The 18756-nt window shown below is 33.1% G+C and carries 17 protein-coding genes and 2 pseudogenes; 5 read left to right on the forward strand and 14 right to left on the reverse strand.

Going from position 1 to position 18756, the window contains the following annotated elements; genetic code table 11:
• Positions 1-1341 (forward strand): DNA recombination protein RmuC, encoded by a 1341-nt coding sequence (locus OPS21_RS03270; RefSeq protein WP_264336720.1) that lies wholly within the window; start codon positions 1-3, stop codon positions 1339-1341.
• A 32-nt stretch (positions 1342-1373) separates the two neighbouring features.
• On the opposite strand, the gene OPS21_RS03275 is transcribed toward OPS21_RS03270, so the two are convergent.
• Positions 1374-2480, reverse strand: coding sequence for a D-alanyl-D-alanine carboxypeptidase family protein (locus OPS21_RS03275; RefSeq protein WP_264330504.1), 1107 nt, complete (start codon positions 2478-2480; stop codon positions 1374-1376).
• A 662-nt stretch (positions 2481-3142) separates the two neighbouring features.
• Here OPS21_RS03275 and radC point away from each other — a divergent pair.
• Positions 3143-3823 (forward strand): RadC family protein, encoded by a 681-nt coding sequence (radC, locus tag OPS21_RS03280; RefSeq protein ID WP_264336722.1) that lies wholly within the window; start codon positions 3143-3145, stop codon positions 3821-3823.
• Positions 3824-4037: 214 nt separating this feature from the next.
• Here the strand turns inward: radC and OPS21_RS03285 are convergent, their stop codons facing one another.
• A complete protein-coding gene (locus tag OPS21_RS03285; protein WP_264336723.1) occupies positions 4038-5288 on the reverse strand; it encodes a hypothetical protein in 1251 nt (416 codons plus the stop codon).
• A gap of 155 nt (positions 5289-5443) precedes the next feature.
• Between OPS21_RS03285 and OPS21_RS03290 the strand changes: the two are divergent.
• Positions 5444-5836 (forward strand): annotated as a pseudogene (locus OPS21_RS03290) (WPE palindromic element domain-containing protein); the annotation flags it as partial.
• A gap of 281 nt (positions 5837-6117) precedes the next feature.
• On the opposite strand, the gene OPS21_RS08045 reads toward OPS21_RS03290, so the two are convergent.
• Entirely contained in the window at positions 6118-6282 is a 165-nt protein-coding gene (locus OPS21_RS08045) for an MGMT family protein (protein ID WP_264336797.1), read from the reverse strand.
• Positions 6262-6402, reverse strand: a pseudogene (locus OPS21_RS03295) (IS110 family transposase); the annotation flags it as partial. The gene OPS21_RS08045 and the pseudogene OPS21_RS03295, both read right to left, overlap by 21 nt.
• A 682-nt stretch (positions 6403-7084) precedes the next feature.
• On the opposite strand from OPS21_RS03295, the gene OPS21_RS03300 reads away from it, so the two are divergent.
• Positions 7085-7234 carry a hypothetical protein gene (locus OPS21_RS03300; RefSeq protein ID WP_264336724.1) on the forward strand — a complete coding sequence of 50 codons (150 nt, stop codon included), beginning with the start codon at positions 7085-7087 and terminating at the stop codon, positions 7232-7234.
• A 49-nt stretch (positions 7235-7283) separates the two neighbouring features.
• The gene (locus tag OPS21_RS03305) at positions 7284-8561 is read left to right on the forward strand and encodes an IS4 family transposase (protein ID WP_264336725.1); all 1278 of its coding nucleotides are present in this window, start codon (positions 7284-7286) and stop codon (positions 8559-8561) included.
• 144 nt (positions 8562-8705) lie between these two features.
• Here the strand turns inward: OPS21_RS03305 and OPS21_RS03310 are convergent, their stop codons facing one another.
• The 10 genes from OPS21_RS03310 to OPS21_RS03355 all read right to left on the reverse strand — a co-directional run bounded on the left by OPS21_RS03310 (position 8706) and on the right by OPS21_RS03355 (position 18482).
• Complete coding sequence (locus OPS21_RS03310; protein WP_264336726.1) at positions 8706-9137, reverse strand: hypothetical protein; 432 nt, start codon at positions 9135-9137, stop codon at positions 8706-8708.
• Positions 9138-9205: 68 nt separating this feature from the next.
• Positions 9206-9964: a phosphate ABC transporter ATP-binding protein PstB gene (pstB, locus tag OPS21_RS03315; protein WP_010401422.1), complete on the reverse strand. Its 759-nt coding sequence runs from the start codon at positions 9962-9964 to the stop codon at positions 9206-9208.
• Positions 9961-10755 (reverse strand): 4-hydroxy-tetrahydrodipicolinate reductase, encoded by a 795-nt coding sequence (dapB, locus tag OPS21_RS03320; protein WP_264336727.1) that lies wholly within the window; start codon positions 10753-10755, stop codon positions 9961-9963. Before dapB ends, pstB begins: the two co-directional genes overlap by 4 nt.
• 218 nt (positions 10756-10973) lie before the next feature.
• Positions 10974-12686, reverse strand: coding sequence for a hypothetical protein (locus OPS21_RS03325; protein WP_265027716.1), 1713 nt, complete (start codon positions 12684-12686; stop codon positions 10974-10976).
• A 132-nt stretch (positions 12687-12818) separates the two neighbouring features.
• Positions 12819-13415, reverse strand: a complete 597-nt coding sequence (locus OPS21_RS03330; protein ID WP_264336729.1) for a hypothetical protein — start codon at positions 13413-13415, stop codon at positions 12819-12821.
• Between the two features lie 79 nt (positions 13416-13494).
• A complete protein-coding gene (locus tag OPS21_RS03335; RefSeq protein ID WP_264336730.1) occupies positions 13495-14643 on the reverse strand; it encodes a phage major capsid protein in 1149 nt (382 codons plus the stop codon).
• A 790-nt stretch (positions 14644-15433) separates the two neighbouring features.
• A complete protein-coding gene (pyrF, locus tag OPS21_RS03340; protein ID WP_264336731.1) occupies positions 15434-16114 on the reverse strand; it encodes an orotidine-5'-phosphate decarboxylase in 681 nt (226 codons plus the stop codon).
• 43 nt (positions 16115-16157) lie between these two features.
• Entirely contained in the window at positions 16158-17324 is a 1167-nt protein-coding gene (locus tag OPS21_RS03345) for a hypothetical protein (protein ID WP_264336732.1), read from the reverse strand.
• Positions 17325-17461: 137 nt separating this feature from the next.
• Positions 17462-17860 (reverse strand): hypothetical protein, encoded by a 399-nt coding sequence (locus OPS21_RS03350; protein WP_265027718.1) that lies wholly within the window; start codon positions 17858-17860, stop codon positions 17462-17464.
• A 10-nt stretch (positions 17861-17870) separates the two neighbouring features.
• Positions 17871-18482: an OTU domain-containing protein gene (locus OPS21_RS03355; protein WP_265027719.1), complete on the reverse strand. Its 612-nt coding sequence runs from the start codon at positions 18480-18482 to the stop codon at positions 17871-17873.
• Positions 18483-18756 lie beyond the last annotated feature (274 nt).

Consider the following 18756-nt stretch of genomic DNA (forward strand, 5'->3'; position numbering starts at 1 on the left):
ATGCTTTTCAATTCTATAGCTTTTGTATTGAATTTCCTTTTTTTACTACTATTTCTCTATATTGTTGTAAGAAAGAACAGAAAATTTAGTGAGAATCTTGAGAAGAATTTACTTAAAGTAGAACATGAACTTCAAGAGGCAAAACAGGCTTTAGTAGATAAAAATAATGAAATAGTTGATTTGAAAGTGAGGAACGCAGAACTTCAAGTAATTCTTCAGAAAGAGCGTGAAGAAAAGAAAAAGGAAATAGAATTACTAACAAAAGCAGAGGAGAGGCTTACGAACACTTTTAAAGCACTTTCTCTTGATGCTCTTCAGGTAAACAATAATAATTTTCTGAACTTAGCAAAAGAAGTGATCGATAATAAGCTAAAAGAAACAGAAAGTGACTTCAAAAAAAGGCAAGCAACGATCAACGAAGTTATCACTCCAATAAAAGAAAAATTAGAAAAATTCGACAGTGAAATACGTGAGCTAGAGAAAGAGAGGGTAGGGGCCTACGAAGGTTTAAGGGAGCAAATTGGAGCATTAATGAACCAAACTTCTAGCCTTGCTAACGCCTTGAGGAAACCTCACATTAGAGGTAAGTGGGGTGAAATGCAGCTCAAAAGAGTGATAGAGATGGCGGGAATGATTGAATATTGCGATTTTTTTACTCAAGCCTCAGTGATTGATAAAAACGAGGACAATTTGTTGCGTCCTGATTTAATAGTAAAAATGCCATCAGGAAAGCAAATAATAATAGATGCTAAAGTACCACTTGATTCTTACATGGATGCTATGTCGCAAAATGATTTACAGATACAAAAGGAAAAATTGAAGAATCATTCTCTGGCAATAAAAAAACATATAAATGATCTAGGCAGAAAGGAATATTGGAACCAATTTGAAAATACGCCAGAGTTTGTGGTGCTTTTTTTAACAGGAGAAGGGGTTTTCAGCGCAGCACTAGAATGTGAACCAGCTTTGATAGAAATTGGAATAGAAAAAAAAGTAATTATTGCAACACCAATCACTTTAATTGCGCTACTTAGGGCAGTAGCCTATGGATGGAAGCAAGAGATGATAGCTGAAAATGCAAAGAAAATAAGTGAACTAGGCCATATTTTATATGAGCGAATCTGCACAATGGGCGAAAATTTTGATAATTTACGCAGAAGCTTAAAAAGTGCTGTTGATCATTACAATAAAACTGCTGGTTCGCTTGAGGTAAGAGTGTTTCCTGCTGCCCGAGAATTCAATAAGCTTGGTATACATGCAAAAAATAAAGAACTCACTGCTGCAAAAGAGTTGGAATCTTTACCACGCAGTTTACATGCTGAGAGGTTGAAAGTAGATTAGTATTTCAGGTCTCCTTAACTTACATTTGCTGATTAAAACAACTTTCTAAAAATTTTTTTTATATAGCTCAATTCCTGCACATCATTTGCTGCATAAACAGGTATAGTTTTTTGCTCAGTACCAGGTATTTCTACAAAAATTTTGCCCACTTCTTGACCTTTTTTAATTGGTGCGGGTACCATATCTTTATACTCAATACGCACTTTAATTTTATCATGTAATCTTCGGTTATAAGTTATGGTAACATCGTTTGCAACTGTAACGGGCACCTTTTTATCTTTTCCATAAACAATATTTATTTCTTCAACTACGCTATCCTTAGCAAATATTTTCTTGGTATTAAAATGATTTAAGGAATATTGTATTAGTCTTTTTGCTTCCTCTATTCGCTCTTTCTCGGTGTCCAAACCATTCACAACAGCAAAAATTCTCCTATCGTTCCGTTTTGCAGATACTATAATTCCATAACCACCAGCACTCGTATGACCTGTCTTTAGACCATCAACTCCAATATCATGGAAAAGTAAAAGATTTTTATTTTTTTGTACAATATCGTTATATGTCAAATATTGTTCAGAGAATAGATCATAGTATTCAGGAAAATCGGTGAAAATTCTTTTTGCCAGTGTTACCAAGTCTTTTGCGCTCATAAAATGGTTTTCATCTGGCCATCCACTTGAGTTAACAAAATGACTATCATTAAGATTCAAATCTTGTGCAACTTCATTCATTTCAGCAACAAAATTCTCTTCTGATCCTGCGATACCCTCGGCTAGCACTATGCATGCATCATTACCTGAGGCAATTGTAATTCCTTCAAGCAGTTCTTTTACAGTAACAAATTGACCTTCTTTCAAAAACATAGAAGAGCCTTTCCTTTCCCATGCTTTTCTACTTACTCGAAATTTATCTTCCATTTTTATTATTCCAGCTTTTAGATAATCGAAGGCCACATATAAAGTCATTAACTTGCTCATTGAAGATGGGGCCATTTTTTCACTGGAATTATGGTCAAAAATGAAAGAGTCTGAAGCTAAATCTAAAACAACTGCTTGCTTTGCTTTAGTTCTAAACTGATATGAGTACGAATTAAAAGGGAGTATAAAAATTAATAGCAAAGTTACTAATTTGCTTAACATATTTATAATTTTAAATTTATAATGTGCTAAATTAATAGTATGATTTTGCACGAGCATTTCAATAGATCTCTTGCATAAAACTTCCTTGACAAACTGCGCCAGCCCCCTTATTATGACAGTAAGAGTATTTATCCTTGTTTTCGATCCGCGCGGGTTCAACAACAAAAATTCAGTAAAAAACTCAGATATTTATTGGCAAATTACATAAAAATTATAGCGGCTGCATGTCTTTTTTATTTTTTCTACATTCAGCCAAAACGCGCTTATTTTAAGCGTTAGCACATTATTACAGCGCCAATTTACATTATTATAGGGTCAAAACTCGTTACACGGGGATTTTTTTGCCTTTTTTTTCGCTTGGTAAATTTATTAATATTTGAGGTGTCATCCCAGTGCTTGACACTGGAATCCAGGAAAGTTTAGCTTATGAGCAAGCAAACTAGCATAGAAAGTGGTTGCAACATTTTCGGTGAGATTTCAGAAAGGCTAGATTCCAGTGTCAAGCACTGGAATGACACCCTCTTGGATGGAGGACAGTGTCAGCTACTTTCATGACACCATTTGCTGTCTTCAAAAATTTACAATTATGCTTCATGTGTTTTATTAAATATTTTACTTAAAAATTCAATTTCTTATTATAAGAGATAAGCAATTCATGAATAATGAAAGATTACAAAAAAGGTCATAGAAAGCGCCTAAGAGAGAGAATTATTTCAGATAACGGACAATCATTACTTGATTATGAGATTTTAGAACACATTTTATATTCAGCATATAGTAGAATCGATGTAAAGCCAGTAGCAAAGAGTTTGATAGAAAATTTTGGTAGTTTAAATAAGGTTTTTAATGCCGATTTAGAAGCACTGCAAAATATTAAAGGAGTTAATAATGCAGCCATATCTGCTATCTTTTGTGTGAAACAGGCTTTTGTTCGTTCTGCACGAGAAGAAATAAAGGACTTACCTATAATCAATAATTGGAAAAAATTGCTTGATTATTTAAAAGCAAGTATAGGAAGCCTTAATAAAGAAAATTTTCGCGTTATCTATATGAATAAAAGATATCGTCTAATAGCAGAAGATCTACAAAACTTTGGTACAGTAGATCAAACTCCTATTTACGTTAGAGAGATCATAAGACGCGCTCTTTTGATTGGCTCAACATCTATTGTAATATCCCACAATCACCCAAGTGGAGATATACAGCCTTCAAGTAGCGATATGTTTCTCACTAGACAGCTTGCAGAAGCTTGCAAAAGCATAGGAATAGAATTAATAGATCATATTATTATCACATTTAGTAGCTATTTTAGTTTCAAGGAAAATAGGCTTTTATTAGAGTAGATCTAAAATTGCTTTTGCCATTTTTCTTATTATGGAAGTAAAGCTATACATGAGGTGGTTGCCAGTGGAACAAAAATTTTCCTTCTGGAAGACAATGTGTGATTTAGGTAGTGGCAAATTGAAAGAAATACATGGTATTTGCCACTATTAGAAATCTCCTGTTTTGATAAGACTTATGAGGTCTTTATTGGTTTTTTGAATTTTGTTGAAGCACTCACATGCTTACTCTAATATTTTGTTCACAGAGCCTAGTTAGCTCAATTTCAACGTTAATTTGTGAAGCTCTGAGTTCTGTTAGGGGATTTTCTGGTTGAATATCTAGCTTATTCTGTATGTTCGGTAAACAAATTAAAGCCGAATCAAAAATTTCATCATACTGCTCTGCTTCATGTGCGCAATTGATTATTTCTTCGAATTCTTCCACATCTTGCGGCGTATCTTTTAATATTGCTCTTATTTGGTTTAGGTTTTGACGAAATTTTTCCTGATATCCAGCAATTCTCTCTTGATATATATCAATCATTTTTTGACATGCACTGCCTCTAAATGGATGCTCTGCTTTTTCTTTTATGTAGGAGCTCTGAAAATTTTTGCAACTAAGGACTGCTTCTCTACATTTTTTTATGTCACTAATTATGCTGATTGTTGACTTACTGATTTCCCTTAAGCTTTCTTTCTGTTCTTTTTTTTCAACAGCATGATTTTTTATCTGGCTCATTTTATCATACAGATTTCTGCATTCTTTATAGGATGCCAGCGGTTGTAATATTCCTTCTTTTACACCTTTATCATAAAAATTCTTCAACTCATTGCTTGATAGTATTGCGATAGCATCTTCCCTTTTACCTTGTGATTTAGGATACTTTTTATTTAGTGAGCTAATGTAATTTAATAGGAAACTCTTAGTTAAATCTTCCTTTTTAACTTCTGATAATTTTTCTAGTGTTTCTATATATTTCAAAGTTTCCGCAAAAAGCTGCGCACCAGATGGAGCAAATCCTGGCAGTGGTTTGCTCTGCGCCTTATAAAAATCGGTTTGTAAAAAATCTTCGGCTTGTTTTTTTATTACTGAAAGTTCATTGAAGGCTTTTTCTGGATTGATTTTTTTTAAAATACTAGTAGCTTTTTTAATCGCTCTTTCTCTCTTTTTATTATCTTGTTTTTCGTTTAAGATTAAGCTTTCAGCTTCAGTAAAAGCATTCCCTTGGGCACTTTTGGCAATATTACAAACAACGTTTTTTACAACTTGCTTAGTTGCTACATAATCTATTTCCTTTGTAAAGCAATCAATAAATAGCTGCCAAATTTTTTTGTTAACGGACTTACTTGTCTTATGTTCGAAATCTTCTACATCTTTGAATCCTAAAATAGTATAGAGATTTTTTTCAATTATTGGTTCAGCATGTTGTTTTGCCACTTTACCTTTTATATTGAATAGAAATTCACTAATCTTAGTTGTGCCCATAATATTACCTCACAATATTAATGTTATATAATATAAAGTATAAAAGCTTAATACTTAATTTTTACTTACTATTAATATAATTGAAGATTAGCTTTGTTCCTATATTAAAACTTTAACTCCCAATTTATTATTAGTAATATCATTATATGAATCTTATGCCTGAATTTGGGAATATATCGCTACTCATAGCCTGTTTGTTATCTTTAACGTATTTGTTTCTACCGCTTAGTTTTTACCGATTCGTCTCCTCTGTCATATTTTTTTGTGTATCAACATCGATGGCTATTTTGATCTACTGCCACATTACAAATGATTTCTCACTCGAAAACGTATATTACCACTCACACACAACAAAACCTTTGATCTATAAGATTTGTGGAGTTTGGGGAAATAAAGAAGGGTCTATGTTGCTTTGGACCTTAGTGCTTGTCATGTATTTATTACTAATGGATATTTATATACCTTCTGTCATCCCAGTGCTTGACTACTTGGATCCAGACAATTTAATTGCAAATGAGTACATCAAATGGCAGTGTAATAAAAACTGGATTCCAGAATCATGCGCCAATGTTAAACAAAGTACCATAGAATTCAAGAAGACAATTTCCAGAAAATCATTACATCCAAAAAAGGGCGAAATGCTACCTAAATGAGCTAAAGGTAAGCTAAATTTTTTAAGATGCAAGATGTTTTTGAAATAATAAGATAATGAAGTTATGGGGTGAGTGGCTGTAATATTTAAACTACCATAATTAAATCAACCTATGGAAGGGTCAAAACTTACTGGCATGTAAAACATATATAAATTAATAAATAAAGATAGTTGGATTTATTGATCGACGTTATGCCGCATAAAGTTGAGTTCATAAGCAAGAATAGCCTTTTTACGTTCTATTCCCCAGCGGTATTTATTAATTTCTCCAGATTTACGAATAACACGATGGCAAGGTATCAAGTAGGCAATTGCATTTGTATCTGAAAATTTTTGAAACATTTGTTGCCAATCAGAAGTATCATTGTCAAATTCGACAGCGCTCTTCTGTTTGTGAACTGCAACAACATTTTTAAATTTTCCGATGTCAATGCCAATAAAATTTTGATAAGACGTAATCATAATAACTTCGATAGTTTTAATTGATTTAAGATTGTAAACGGGTGCATATTTATGTCCCACACAACTATTCAAACATATCGAGAGATGGGCTAGTGTACCTTGATCCGAACGGTTATAATACCAATAGTTGGTCAGTCGCACACGCCCGTGATAGCCCTATTTTCTTATAAAGATAGGACTATCTTCCCTCTTATCTTCTTTATATCATATTTTTAACTTACAATCAACCATTTTTTTTTGGTCTAGTTTATGGGGTGCATTATATGCTGAGAAATGTTCAGAAAAGTATGTTAAGCCAAGAAATAAAATAATGAATTCATACAAACAAAAGTTCGCACGAATCAAGTGGTAGACCATTACGATCTCAAAATAAAATCTTCTTACAATAGCTGGTTTTGGTTGCGGAAGTGATTGTGTTGTCTAAGTTATTAGTAATATATACTATTAAGTCAGTATTAATTCGTTAAGAACTTTCATTAAAGATTATCAAAAAAACTTCTAAATAGGGATTGACAAGTTTTAGAGATGGAGTATTTTATGAAAAGTATATTGAGCTATTAATTTTTTATGTATAATAAATATGATAGTGAAAATATTTTTCTTTATATTATGAGGTAGCTGTTTTATTCAGAAAAAGATTTTTTTCTTACTTTGAAATTGAGTTGTTTTTATGGAGGGTTAAATGATTAATGAATTATTTGCTACTGTACGTAGTGGAGATGCCAATCAAGTTGCGGATCTTATCAATAAAGGGGCTGATGTTAATGCCAGGGACAATAGCACTGCCATTAAGTTAAGGAAAAGTGATGAACTGTATTATAAAATCAGGTAAGATCCACAAATTAAAAGAAGTAATGACATGAGTAAAAAAAAGAATAATCATGTTTATAAAAAATAAATTGATGAGTTTAAACTTTATAAACGCACACAGAGCATCCTCAAAAGACTTCTCACGAAAAAGAAAGCTGCCCTTCGTTAATGTATTTCTCCTGATTTTTAGAAAGAGTGTAAAGTCATTACAAGTGATGCTTAATGAGTTTGTTCTGCATACAAGAAAAGATTATACAATTACGGCAAGTGCATTTACTCAAGCAAGAAAGAAGCTAAAGCATACTACGTTTTCAGAGTTAAATGATGATATAGTTTCCCTATACTACCAAGATCAGGAATTTAAAACCCACCATGGCTTCAGAGTACTTGCATTTGATGCTTCAATACTGATTCTGCCAAAGAGCGACAAAATAATAGGTGAGTTTGGCTCAAGAGCAGTATGGAATGGAATCCAGAGATTTGAAGACTATACAAGTGCAACCTTTGAAGTTTGCTACGATGTGCTAAATAATATTGCAATAAAATCTGTGCTAAGTAGAGGTGACAGCTATGAGGTTGATTTAGCAATCGGTATGCTTGAATCCATAAAATCAGACGATTTGTTAATCTGTGATAGAGGATACGTATCTTATCGATTTCTTGCTGAGCTTACAGGAAGGAAAATCAATTATATAATTCGCTGTTCAAGTTCGTCTTTCAATGAAATAAACGCTATGTTTAAGCCGGAAAGCCCATCTAGTACGGTGGTAGTGTCTACCGCACCTATTAAAGTAGCAAGACAGCTACGAAAGCTAGGATTACCTGATGAGATGAAATTCAGGTTAGTCAAAATAATACTTTCTTCTGGCGAAGTTGAAGTGTTAGTAACATCTCTGTTAGATGAGAAACGTTTTACAGTTGAAGAGTTTGAGAGATTATATTACTTGCGCTGGGGAGTAGAAACATTTTTTTCTAGGCTGAAGGGAAGATTAAATTTAGAGAATTTCACAGGAAAAAGTATTGAAACTATCAAGCAGGATTTTTGGTCAACTATCTTCATCAGTAATCTAGAAAGTATCATGATAGAAGATGATGAAGAGACATTGAGCGCACAGAATAGTAAACTAAAAAAAAGCATCAATAAATCTGTCTCATTTAATGCGATTAAAAACTTAGCCTTTGATATTTTTTCTACAGAGTCAGACATAGACTGCATTATGGATCGACTATCACAGTTATTTTTGATGAACACTTTAGTGGTGAGAAAAGGGAGAAGAGTTGATCGTCATAAGATATCTGATATTCGTTCACTCAACTACCAGAAAAGAGCTAGAAAACATGTGTTTTAAATTCAAGATATCTTTTCAGTATCATTGCATTAGTACATTCTTTGCAAAATAACCTGCAATTATTACTTTTTTAAATAACTTGCACTTTTCAGACTCCCTTTTCTTAAAAATTCACCCTAGTATTTACCATAATTATCAATCACTTCAAATTTTTTGTCCAATCTTAACTTCTCTTTCCCTTAACTTAATGGCAGTGAGGTATACACAACCCCCTCTACCCTGATCTACTACTTCTCTCTCCTCAAATTCGTAAACTGGATAACCATCATGTTCCTTTGGTCTTCTCTCAATAACAGCTTGCTTGCTTTTAATATTTAAATCGATTTTTTTATGTTCTACAAGCAACTTAGCCATAAGCTCTAAATATTGATGTTCCTCGTTATTACTAGTAACAAAAGCTGAAATAATGCACATCAAAGGTGTCATCCCATCCTCAAAAGCGTTAACATTCGCTCCTTCTTTCAATGCTTGTTGAAAATGATTCCAAGCTTCCTCAGGTGTTATTCTTTCACCACTAGCATTTTGAAATTCAATAGCTTTAAACAACTTTTTTGTTGCTTCACTTGTACTAAACATTTTAACCCCCTATCACAACAAACTTGATAAAATTATACATAGAAAAAATTAAAATATCAACTATTAAGCTAATGATCCAGAATATACTCCTTCGTTAAAGGAGACTGAGCATTTTCAAAGATTTCTTGAGTACTTCCGAATTCAACAATCTTGCCATTGCAAAAGAAAACTATGCTGTCAGATAATTTTTTAGCTTGCTTCATCGAATGAGTTACCATAATTATGGTGAACCTCAATTTCAATTCTTGTATAAGATTTTCGATTGCATTGGTTGCCATTGGATCAAGAGCAGAGCATGGTTCATCCATTAATAAAATAGTTGGCTTTACTGCAATTGCACGAGCAATGCATAATCTTTGTTGCTGGCCACCAGATAAATTTAGTGCACTATCTTGCAATCTATCTTTCAACTCTTCCCATAAACCAACCTTAGTTAAACTACTTTCTACTATTTCATCTAATTTTTGCTTATTTTTCACCATGCCATGCAATTTAGGCCCATAAGCAACATTATCATATATTGACTTTGGAAAAGGATTGGGTTTTTGAAATACCATACCAACTTTTGCTCTGAGCAATACAACATCCATATCACGTGAATATATATTACCCAGCCCATCGATTACCAGTTCACCAGTCGCTCTACATCCAGGTACGTAATCATTCATACGATTGAAACAACGCAAAAATGTCGATTTACCGCACCCAGAAGGTCCGATAAAAGTTGTGACTTTCTTTTTGCAAATATTCAAATTTATATCGAATAAAACTTGTTTAGAGCCATACCAAAGATTTAAATTTTTAACGAAAGCGTATTTATCGCTCATACTAAATCCTGCATTGAATAAAGTCCTGGTATTTCCTGTTTATTCTCGCACAACCATATTGCTGCTTGAACCGCCCCTCTAGCAAACGTTGTACGATCAATTGCCTTGTGATTTAATTCTACTCGTTCATCGGAATTGACAAACATGACACTGTGATCTCCTATTACTCCACCTCCACGAGATACTGCAAAGCCTATTCCTCCTTTCCCTCTTATATTTGAATTATTATGTGAATATTGATTGAGCTCAAAATCCACTTTTGCAGCATTAGCAACTGCTTTACCAAACTCTATAGCTGTTCCAGATGGTGAATCCTTTTTTAAATTGTGATGCATTTCCCAAATTTCAACGTCATACTCATCACCTAAAAGCTTGGCAGCTTCTTTTACCAATTTCAGCAACACATTAACTCCAACACTCATATTTGCTGACCATAATATTGGAACTTTAGCAGCATATTCTTTTAAATTTAGACCTTCTATTCCAGTTGTGCCACTAACTAGCGGTTTTTTAAATTTCACGGCCGCCTTAAGGCATTCTAGCATACATTCTTTAGTTGTAAAATCTATTACAACATCGGACGATTCAAATACCTCACTAATAGAACTTGTAATTTTGATTCCTAAATTGCAATTATTGCCTACAATAGGCCCAATATCTAAGCCTATATACTCACTGCCCAAGCGAGCAACAGCACCTGCTATTTCCACTTTGGTATTCGTAATTAATTCATTGAGTATTTTCTTACCCATTCTGCCTAAGCAGCCTATTACTCCAACTTTGATTTTCATAAAGCTTTTTCCACTATGTTAGGATTTTTTTGAAGCTTTGTCATCTTTATAAGCTTAGCATATTTAGCCTTACACTGATAAAACTATAGCTATACATCGATGAATCTATTGAAAATTGATACGAGGAAGATACAAATTGTAATTTGTCAATTTTCCGTATGAATAAAACTTATAAAGAAAAAAAGAGCAACAAAGAAGATGCTCTTTTATGAAATTAACTAGCAAGAACAATTATTACTCGCAAGCTTTTCTTCAACTATTAGTCGAATAAGTAACGAATTTGGTACTACTTCATCGCAAAGCAATCTTCTTATTTCTGAGCTTTTTGCTTTTGATAAGTAGTTAGATAATTCTTGAGAAAACTCCAATTTTTCTTCTTCTGGAATAAAAAATTCATCATGAAAATCACCATCTAATTCCTCTTCTGCATCATAAAACTTCTCTTGTTCATTATCCTCATTATTAACCTCTTGTTGTATTATCTTATTACTAGCATCAGTATTATGCTCATCTTTTTCTTTATGTGCATTAACTAATAGAGATTTATTACAGTTAGCGTTCTTTGCTTCCAGACTAGTAGTTTCTGAGCTTGGTACGCCACGCGCTTTAAAACTTTCAATAGAATCTATTACAACAAATGTTGACCCCTTCTTGAAGCCCAAGAACTTTTTCATTTGCACTACCTGACAAAGTTCGCGTTTATCTTTTTGTAGCATATTAATAATTAGAGATACGGAACCATCATCGTTATCTCTTTTACTAAAATTAATATTAAAATCATTTTTATTGCAGTGTATTTTCATACGATATTTACCTTTGTTTCTTGGATGCTTATAATCCTCTAGATTTTGTTGAATATCATCTGCAAGACGTAGTTCTAAGTTTCCGTTAAAAATGTTGATAGTAGAAGATTCTCTTGTTACTGCCAATGATGTTAGTTGATCAATAGTTGTATTGTTAACCATTTGTTGTGCCATAGTAGTGGGTGTTTTAACTCCAAACGGCTGATTAGATATACTATCTACTTTAACATTTGTTACACCATTTTCCAATCCTAACATTTTTTTCACATGCTCAATATCATATTCAACTAATATTTTATCGCCATCGATATACTTCCCATCTTTGTTCTTCTTTATTATTGATTCTACAATTAAATGTTTAACATACTCAGGAGAATTAACACTCCTACCAGTAATGCAATATTCTCCTTTATTACACTTTAGATATACAAGAAACTTAGGATGATATGCGTCCTTGGTTAAACTATCTTTATAATCCTTAATGTTTATACACTCTTCCAAATTTAACCAAAAGTTATTCCCTTCAAATTCAAGCCCACCTACTACTGATGTTTTTTTTGTTTTTAATGGCTTGTAATTTATCTTATCCACTTTAACGAACTCTTTGTTTTTACCTAAGCCTAATACACGTATCATTTCTAATGGATTACTTAATACAGAACCTTCATCAATTTGTTTCTTTACTGAAGTTATTGACACAGACTTCCTCTCACCACCTATATTTTTCTGTGAGCGATAAGGACCAGTAATATGAAAATCTCCACTGTCACATCTTACAAATGCATGAAATTCATCATATTGATATGGATTTTTATATTTCTCTTCAAGGATTGTATAATTTTTATTTATCATAGTTAATAGTAGTTCACTATCGATAACTTCAAGACAAACTTTGGGTCTATCTATCTGCTTTGGCAGTATTAGTTGATTACCATCTAGAGTTTTTGGCAACGTATTACTTTTATTTACATTCTCACCTAGAGGTCTTTCTGGTGATGTACTTTTTTGAGCAGCATTTGCTTTACTACTAAACAACCAATTCCAACCTGATGAAACTTTTTTTGTAATCCACGAAATTCCCGTATGATCAGCAATCCACTTAAAAAGCTTTTGTATACTTTTCCACATACTTTACTCCTTAATAAATTTACTTAATTATTACATATAAAATTTAACTTGTCAATTTTCTCCTATGGAGAAAACTTATAAAGAAAAAAAGAGCACCTAAAGAGGTGCTCTTTTGTGAAGAAAAGATACTCTTTAGAAAGGTGGCATAATAAGTTTTGACTTTATAAGTTGTTCTTTAGATAAATTATCTAGCAACTTACTAGGTTTACCAGCTTCTGAGCTTAGTACCTTGCTATCACTTGCAGGCACTTTAGATGTAGAACTTGCAACTTCAGGTTTCTGAGATATTTGATCTATAGTACCAACTGTACGCTTACTATTTAAACCCAACATCTTTTTCATTCCTTCTAATTCACAAGACGAAGTTTTACCATCATCTACCGAGTCCACTATAAAGGATGACGAATTATTGTTTGTAACAACAAGTTTGCTACAAGCAATTTTGAATATAGCTTCGTCAGATTTGACATTTATATGATATTTTGATGAATCGTTACAATTAATATTTTTCCAATCCATAACTTCTGACATATTCTTATTACTTATATGCAGTACTAACTGTTTATTACCATTTTCTTTAATAACACCCCAATGATTGGATTGACCACTCACTAGTTCAATTACACTATTTTTCTGCGGTTTACTAGACCACAAGTTTTTAATGCTGTTCCAGACTGATGAAATTTTTCCTGCAATCGACTGAAAAAAAATTTTTATTTTTTTTAACATATTTTACTCCTTAAATTAATAATAAATTAACTTAATTATTACATAAAGAGTATAATATGTCAACTATTTCATAAAAATTTTAGTACTTGCTCGCAATTTTCAATAATTTAATAGCACTGGTGTTTACAACTTCCCCACCGACACGCTTAGTGACAAAAAATCTAACATAAGGTTTGTTTGTATAAGGGTCTCTAAGTATTCTCATTCCTCTGTTATCTACGATCTTATAAGCTTGTTTGAAATCTGCTACTGCAATGACTGTAGGTGGCATATCAGCAGATTGATATACTGGTATTCCCATTAAAGTATCTGGTGTTTCAAGCGATAAACTCGGCTGCCAGAGATACTGACCTGTTTCAGATTTTAGTAGCCTCACGTCCTTTAACGTACTCCTGTTCATTAAAAATGATGCATTTTTAGAGTAATGTTCATTTAGAGAGTAGTACAATATCATTATGGCGTCGCTGTCTAGCTTATCAGCTTTGATTTGCTCTATTTTATCTTCGTAAGCTAAAATTCCTTTAGGCTGAAAAGTGCCATCACCTTTAATAAAGGCTTCATTCTCTTTCTTACTGAAAGTTTCGGCAACCTTTTCTACAAGCCAACTTTCAACATTGACAAATGCATCATCGAGCAATTTTTGTGATATTTGCGGCTGAGCATAGAGCTCATAAGTTATGATGGAAATCTTTTGAATTCTAGGTGTACTTGTGTCTTGTGTAAAATCATACTTAGATTTATAGCCACCATCTTCGTCCTCTACGACTTCACCACTCCAACCTGCACCAGCACGGTCACAATCCTCTATAATATAATCCAATGTTTCAGTAGAGATTCTTTGACTAGAACATATCTGCCGCATTGGAGATGAATCAGCTATACGCTTGTTTATGCGTTTTACAATATGAGGAGTAACTAAATACCCTCCAATATCATTGTCATCTCCACTTAGGGTTTTGTGTGATAACCTGTTTTCCATTCCTTTGCGAATATAATCAGAAAAATATTTATCACCTGTATTAAAATCTGTGCTAATCTCTGGGCGTTGAGCTGAGGTTTCAATAAAATCTAAGCGCTCTTTGCAATTATCAATATTACTATTTATCTTGCATAGCTGCTCAGGCCCTTTGCTTTCGATTTCTTTTAGTTTACGATCATTTATTAGTTTAAATTGCTCCCATGATGAAGCAAGTTCATTAACACGGTGAGCGATATCAGTAAGTGACATAATAGCCTCCTTTAAAAATAAAATTAGAATAGTTATTGTAATTTGAAGGTAATCTTTATCAGTAATCTCAGTACCTTTTTGTTGTCATGCAACCTGCATTCAGAAAAAAGACCGGTGAATGGCAGCTTAGTATAACTCAAACGCTTGTTTACAATATGGATCCCAGTGCTGGGAGGCGCCCTCATGGTAAACAACGTTCATACAACTGTGACGTATAATGCTCGTACCTGCCATTCACCGGTCTTTTTTCTGGATTCTAGCATTGGCTTCATGGTAGATACAAATGAACGTAAGCTGCTTGGTAACGGGAGAAAAATGATAATGATTACTTGTTGAAGTAAAAAAAGCAGTGTAGCATTACACCACGCTAAGTATTATACTTAATTATCAGTACTATACAGCATCCATTTTTTTGTGTCAAGCACTTTTTTTCACTGAGTATCTATTCAGGAGAATGTGCAAATAAAGTACGTAGCCGTATAAAGCTGGGATCCATTTTTCTATCATCACCAGAAACGTTGATTACTTTTATACCTGTAAATTTAACTGGATCCCAGTTTCAGGGCACTGAGATGACAGAAGAAAAAGGCCTGTATCGGCTACTTCGATGACACTCACAGCCCTGTCATTCCAGTGCGTGACGCTGGAATCCAGAAAAAAAAGAAAAATGGTCAAGCACTGGGATGACACCCATTTAGTTATCTTTTCTCGTCTACCTTGTTTTGCCACCCTGCTGAACGGATACATACCGTTTGTTGCTTTTACCCTATGCTACCTTATCTGCCCTGCTTCAATCAATAAAAGATTTCAATATTAATTCTGCACTACTTGCGGGATCACCACTTTTTATGATTGGTCTACCAATTACGACATAATCAGCTCCTGAATTTATTGCTTCTTTTGGTGTTGCTGTCCTTTTTTGATCATCATGACCTCGATTCATACGGATTCCTGGAGTAATAATTTTAAAGTCTTTACCACATTCTTGGTGCACCTCTTGAGCCTCTAGTGCAGAGCAAACTATTCCATGTAGACCAATCTTTTTTGCAAGCTTTGCCAGCAAAATTACCTGTGATTTTGTTTCTCTTGCCACTCCAAGCTCACTTAGATCTTTATTACTCATGCTAGTTAATACTGTTACTCCAATTAGCTTTATTTTAGTGCCTTGCACTATACTTAGCGCTTCTTGAAGCATTTTTGTTCCACCACTGATATGCAATGTTAGCATTTCAACATCTAGAATCTTGATTGCTTCAATCGTTCTAGCGACAGTGTTTGGAATATCATGCAATTTCAGATCTAAAAAAATTGGTATATTGCATTTTGCAACTTCTCTCACTCCAGAAGGGCCATGTGCAGCAAAAAATTCTAACCCAAGCTTTACCATGCCAACCTTATCACGCAGAGCATTAGCTAAAGATATAGCTTTATTCAAATCTTGTGTATCCAGTGCGCATATTATTGGGTTCATTATCTTGTATAATTTTTTTTATAATAAGAGTAATTGTTGCATTTTACAATCCATATTCAGGGATTGGTCCACTTGCAATGCTTTGTACAGACACTGAACCCGATAATCTGGTCGGAGTGGGTGAACGACTGGCATATCCAAGATCTTCCTGTAAAGAATCAGACGTTTTCTCCGATGTTTTGGAACCGTTAACTGGAGTGAATTGTGCAAGTTCCCCTAATATAAATTTTATTTTCTGAGTCTCCCCTAATATTATTTTTTTGCTATAATCTTTAATTGTTTCATTTTCTCTTATCGATTCTTCTATCTTATCTATCACATATTGAAGTTGTTTTATTTGACTGTCTCGCTCTAAAAGTGAATTTCTTAAATTTTTCACTTCGTTATTACAATCTTGTCTTATTCTGTCTAACTCAAAAGACTGATTTTTAATTAAACCATCTGCTTTATCTAGCTCTTCAAATTTCCTTTTTAATTCTTGAGATAAGTTTTTATTTTTCTGATCAATTTCTTTAAATTTACATTGTAATTCATCTAATTCCACACAAAGTTCTTCTTGTCTTTTATGTAATTCTTCTTTTTTCATATATAGTATATGTTTCTCTTTACGTAATTTGTCTATTTCCTTAGATAACTCCTCTTTTTCTTTAGATAATTTCTCTACTTCCTTATATAATTCTTCATATTTATCATTGTCTATTTTTCTTTTCAATTCGATTATGAGTTTTTTCCTCTCAGTTAGATTAGCTTCTTTTTCCTGTAACTGTTTACACAAATATGAGATTTTATGGAGTAGTTCTTTTTCTTGTGCAGCAAGCTCATCTTTCTCCTTCGTTACTTTTTCTAATTCTTCTGTTATTCCAATTATATGGATCATTTTTGCTTCTAATTTCTCCTCCAAAGATTTTTTTTCTTTAAGAAAAGATTTCCTCTCAGCTTCTATTTTTTGACCAAATTTTCTTCCTTTCTCGTATAAATTGTGCTTTTCTTGAGTCAACTCACGCTCTTTGTGAGCAAATTCCTTTCCCACTTTCCTAGTGTCAATAATTATTTTATACAAAATCATAAAAGCCAAAACAGATAATACAGCTAAAGCGAGAATTAAAGAACTAGGTACATTAATAAGCGCTAAAGATGTAAGTAATGTAAGAGTAGCCAGAGAACTAGCTATAAAATAAAATGTATTATATTTATTAAGTAAATTGCTCATCACCCATATACAAAACTTCAGCAGTCTTGTATATATTGATTAAAATTATCTTACCTGTAGAGGAGAACACTTATCACAATTGTACCAGTGATAAACTTTAGTTGATATGCTAACTAAACTCAAAATACAAGGTGGCATCAGACGGGAGTAGAACATCTAGGAGTAGAACATCTACTAGAATATCCAAAATCTTCTGAATATGAAGCTTCATCCAGCTCTTTATTTGGTAGTGCTGATAAATCTCCATTACTTATATCTGAAGGAGCAGGGCTATCATTAATTTGTTCAAATACTTCTTCAAGCATCTTTTGTATTTCTTGATCACTTTCTACACAATGCTTAATCAATTCATCAAATCTTTCGCAAATTTCTAGCATAGTACTCCTTGGCATAGTCACATTGTCTTTTTCTCCTATACTCTCTTGAAACAAACTTACCATCTCTGTTATCAAACCCGTACAATCCTTTACAAAGCTGACATAATTTTGATGAGATAATGAAGATTGATCACCTAAACGTGAAATTCCCCTTTTCATAGTAATTTTCTCAGATAGTAACTTTTTGTTCTTGTTCTTGAAATTTCATTGCTAGTGAATAATCTTCTCTTTCTTGAAGCTGCTGTGCGTAGATAAGATCTTCTTGCTCTTGAAGTTGCTTTGCAAACAGTTGTTCTTGCGTTTGTTTTGCTAATCTATTAAGCAGTGGTTCAAAATGGGCATGTCCACTATTTACTATATGTAAGACACTATTGTCATTATAATCTACCCTGTTATACTCACCTGCATTTTTTGATCCTAAACTATCTATTAATTGATGCAAGAACGGATCTTGTTGATTATCAGTAATAATCAATGGATTACTCTCTACAACATGCAACTTTACATAATACTTCCCACAAAGTATTCTACCTTCAATATCGGTACGCCCCCAAAATTCATTTTTTTCAATGCGATTGATATATTGGTCACACGTAATTCCACGATTTATGAACTCACCTTCAACCTCATCAAAATCATTGCCAATTTTACTTATAAACCACTCTGAAGGATTGTCTTGTGCAAATCTCTTACAGTCATTCCTTAACTGCTCTACAGTAACCTGTATTCCTGCTTGCTGTTCTAGACTCTGCCTGAAAGAATCGAAAAAAACAGCTTCCATTACTGATTGCCTGTCCTACATAAAAGTTGTCAAATTTGTTTAATTTTTGTTCTTTATCACTTTGTTTTTCTGCTTTTTCAGTAACTTCTTTCTCTAAATCAAAAATTTCATTCCAGTCATATCTACCTTCTAATCCTAGTCTTTTACTTTCCCTTTCTGCTGCGTTAGCTAAGTCTATTTTAGAAGTGCTTTGCTTTTTCCCTAATAATTCATATAAAGACTTGAAGAGTTGTATTAAAGCAGTTCTAAAATCAAAGTTTTTTTCCTTTTTAAT

Origin of the sequence: Wolbachia endosymbiont (group B) of Chorthippus parallelus, from assembly GCF_947251815.1 — a bacterium.
Classification (GTDB): Bacteria; Pseudomonadota; Alphaproteobacteria; order Rickettsiales; family Anaplasmataceae; genus Wolbachia.

What these genes read in the sequence shown, in the direction of transcription:
- OPS21_RS03355 (WP_265027719.1), bottom strand. Translation starts at nt 18,482, where the DNA reads ATGGAAGCTGTTTTTTTCGATTCTTTCAGGCAGAGTCTAGAACAGCAA.
- OPS21_RS03310 (WP_264336726.1), bottom strand. Translation starts at nt 9,137, where the DNA reads ATGTTTAGTACAAGTGAAGCAACAAAAAAGTTGTTTAAAGCTATTGAA.
- OPS21_RS03285 (WP_264336723.1), bottom strand. Translation starts at nt 5,288, where the DNA reads ATGGGCACAACTAAGATTAGTGAATTTCTATTCAATATAAAAGGTAAA.
- OPS21_RS03305 (WP_264336725.1), top strand. Translation starts at nt 7,284, where the DNA reads ATGTTTATAAAAAATAAATTGATGAGTTTAAACTTTATAAACGCACAC.
- OPS21_RS03275 (WP_264330504.1), bottom strand. Translation starts at nt 2,480, where the DNA reads ATGTTAAGCAAATTAGTAACTTTGCTATTAATTTTTATACTCCCTTTT.
- pstB (WP_010401422.1), bottom strand. Translation starts at nt 9,964, where the DNA reads ATGAGCGATAAATACGCTTTCGTTAAAAATTTAAATCTTTGGTATGGC.
- OPS21_RS03335 (WP_264336730.1), bottom strand. Translation starts at nt 14,643, where the DNA reads ATGTCACTTACTGATATCGCTCACCGTGTTAATGAACTTGCTTCATCA.
- OPS21_RS08045 (WP_264336797.1), bottom strand. Translation starts at nt 6,282, where the DNA reads ATGTTTCAAAAATTTTCAGATACAAATGCAATTGCCTACTTGATACCT.
- dapB (WP_264336727.1), bottom strand. Translation starts at nt 10,755, where the DNA reads ATGAAAATCAAAGTTGGAGTAATAGGCTGCTTAGGCAGAATGGGTAAG.
- OPS21_RS03350 (WP_265027718.1), bottom strand. Translation starts at nt 17,860, where the DNA reads ATGAAAAGGGGAATTTCACGTTTAGGTGATCAATCTTCATTATCTCAT.
- OPS21_RS03325 (WP_265027716.1), bottom strand. Translation starts at nt 12,686, where the DNA reads ATGTGGAAAAGTATACAAAAGCTTTTTAAGTGGATTGCTGATCATACG.
- OPS21_RS03345 (WP_264336732.1), bottom strand. Translation starts at nt 17,324, where the DNA reads ATGAGCAATTTACTTAATAAATATAATACATTTTATTTTATAGCTAGT.
- OPS21_RS03300 (WP_264336724.1), top strand. Translation starts at nt 7,085, where the DNA reads ATGATTAATGAATTATTTGCTACTGTACGTAGTGGAGATGCCAATCAA.
- radC (WP_264336722.1), top strand. Translation starts at nt 3,143, where the DNA reads ATGAAAGATTACAAAAAAGGTCATAGAAAGCGCCTAAGAGAGAGAATT.
- OPS21_RS03270 (WP_264336720.1), top strand. Translation starts at nt 1, where the DNA reads ATGCTTTTCAATTCTATAGCTTTTGTATTGAATTTCCTTTTTTTACTA.
- pyrF (WP_264336731.1), bottom strand. Translation starts at nt 16,114, where the DNA reads ATGAACCCAATAATATGCGCACTGGATACACAAGATTTGAATAAAGCT.
- OPS21_RS03330 (WP_264336729.1), bottom strand. Translation starts at nt 13,415, where the DNA reads ATGTTAAAAAAAATAAAAATTTTTTTTCAGTCGATTGCAGGAAAAATT.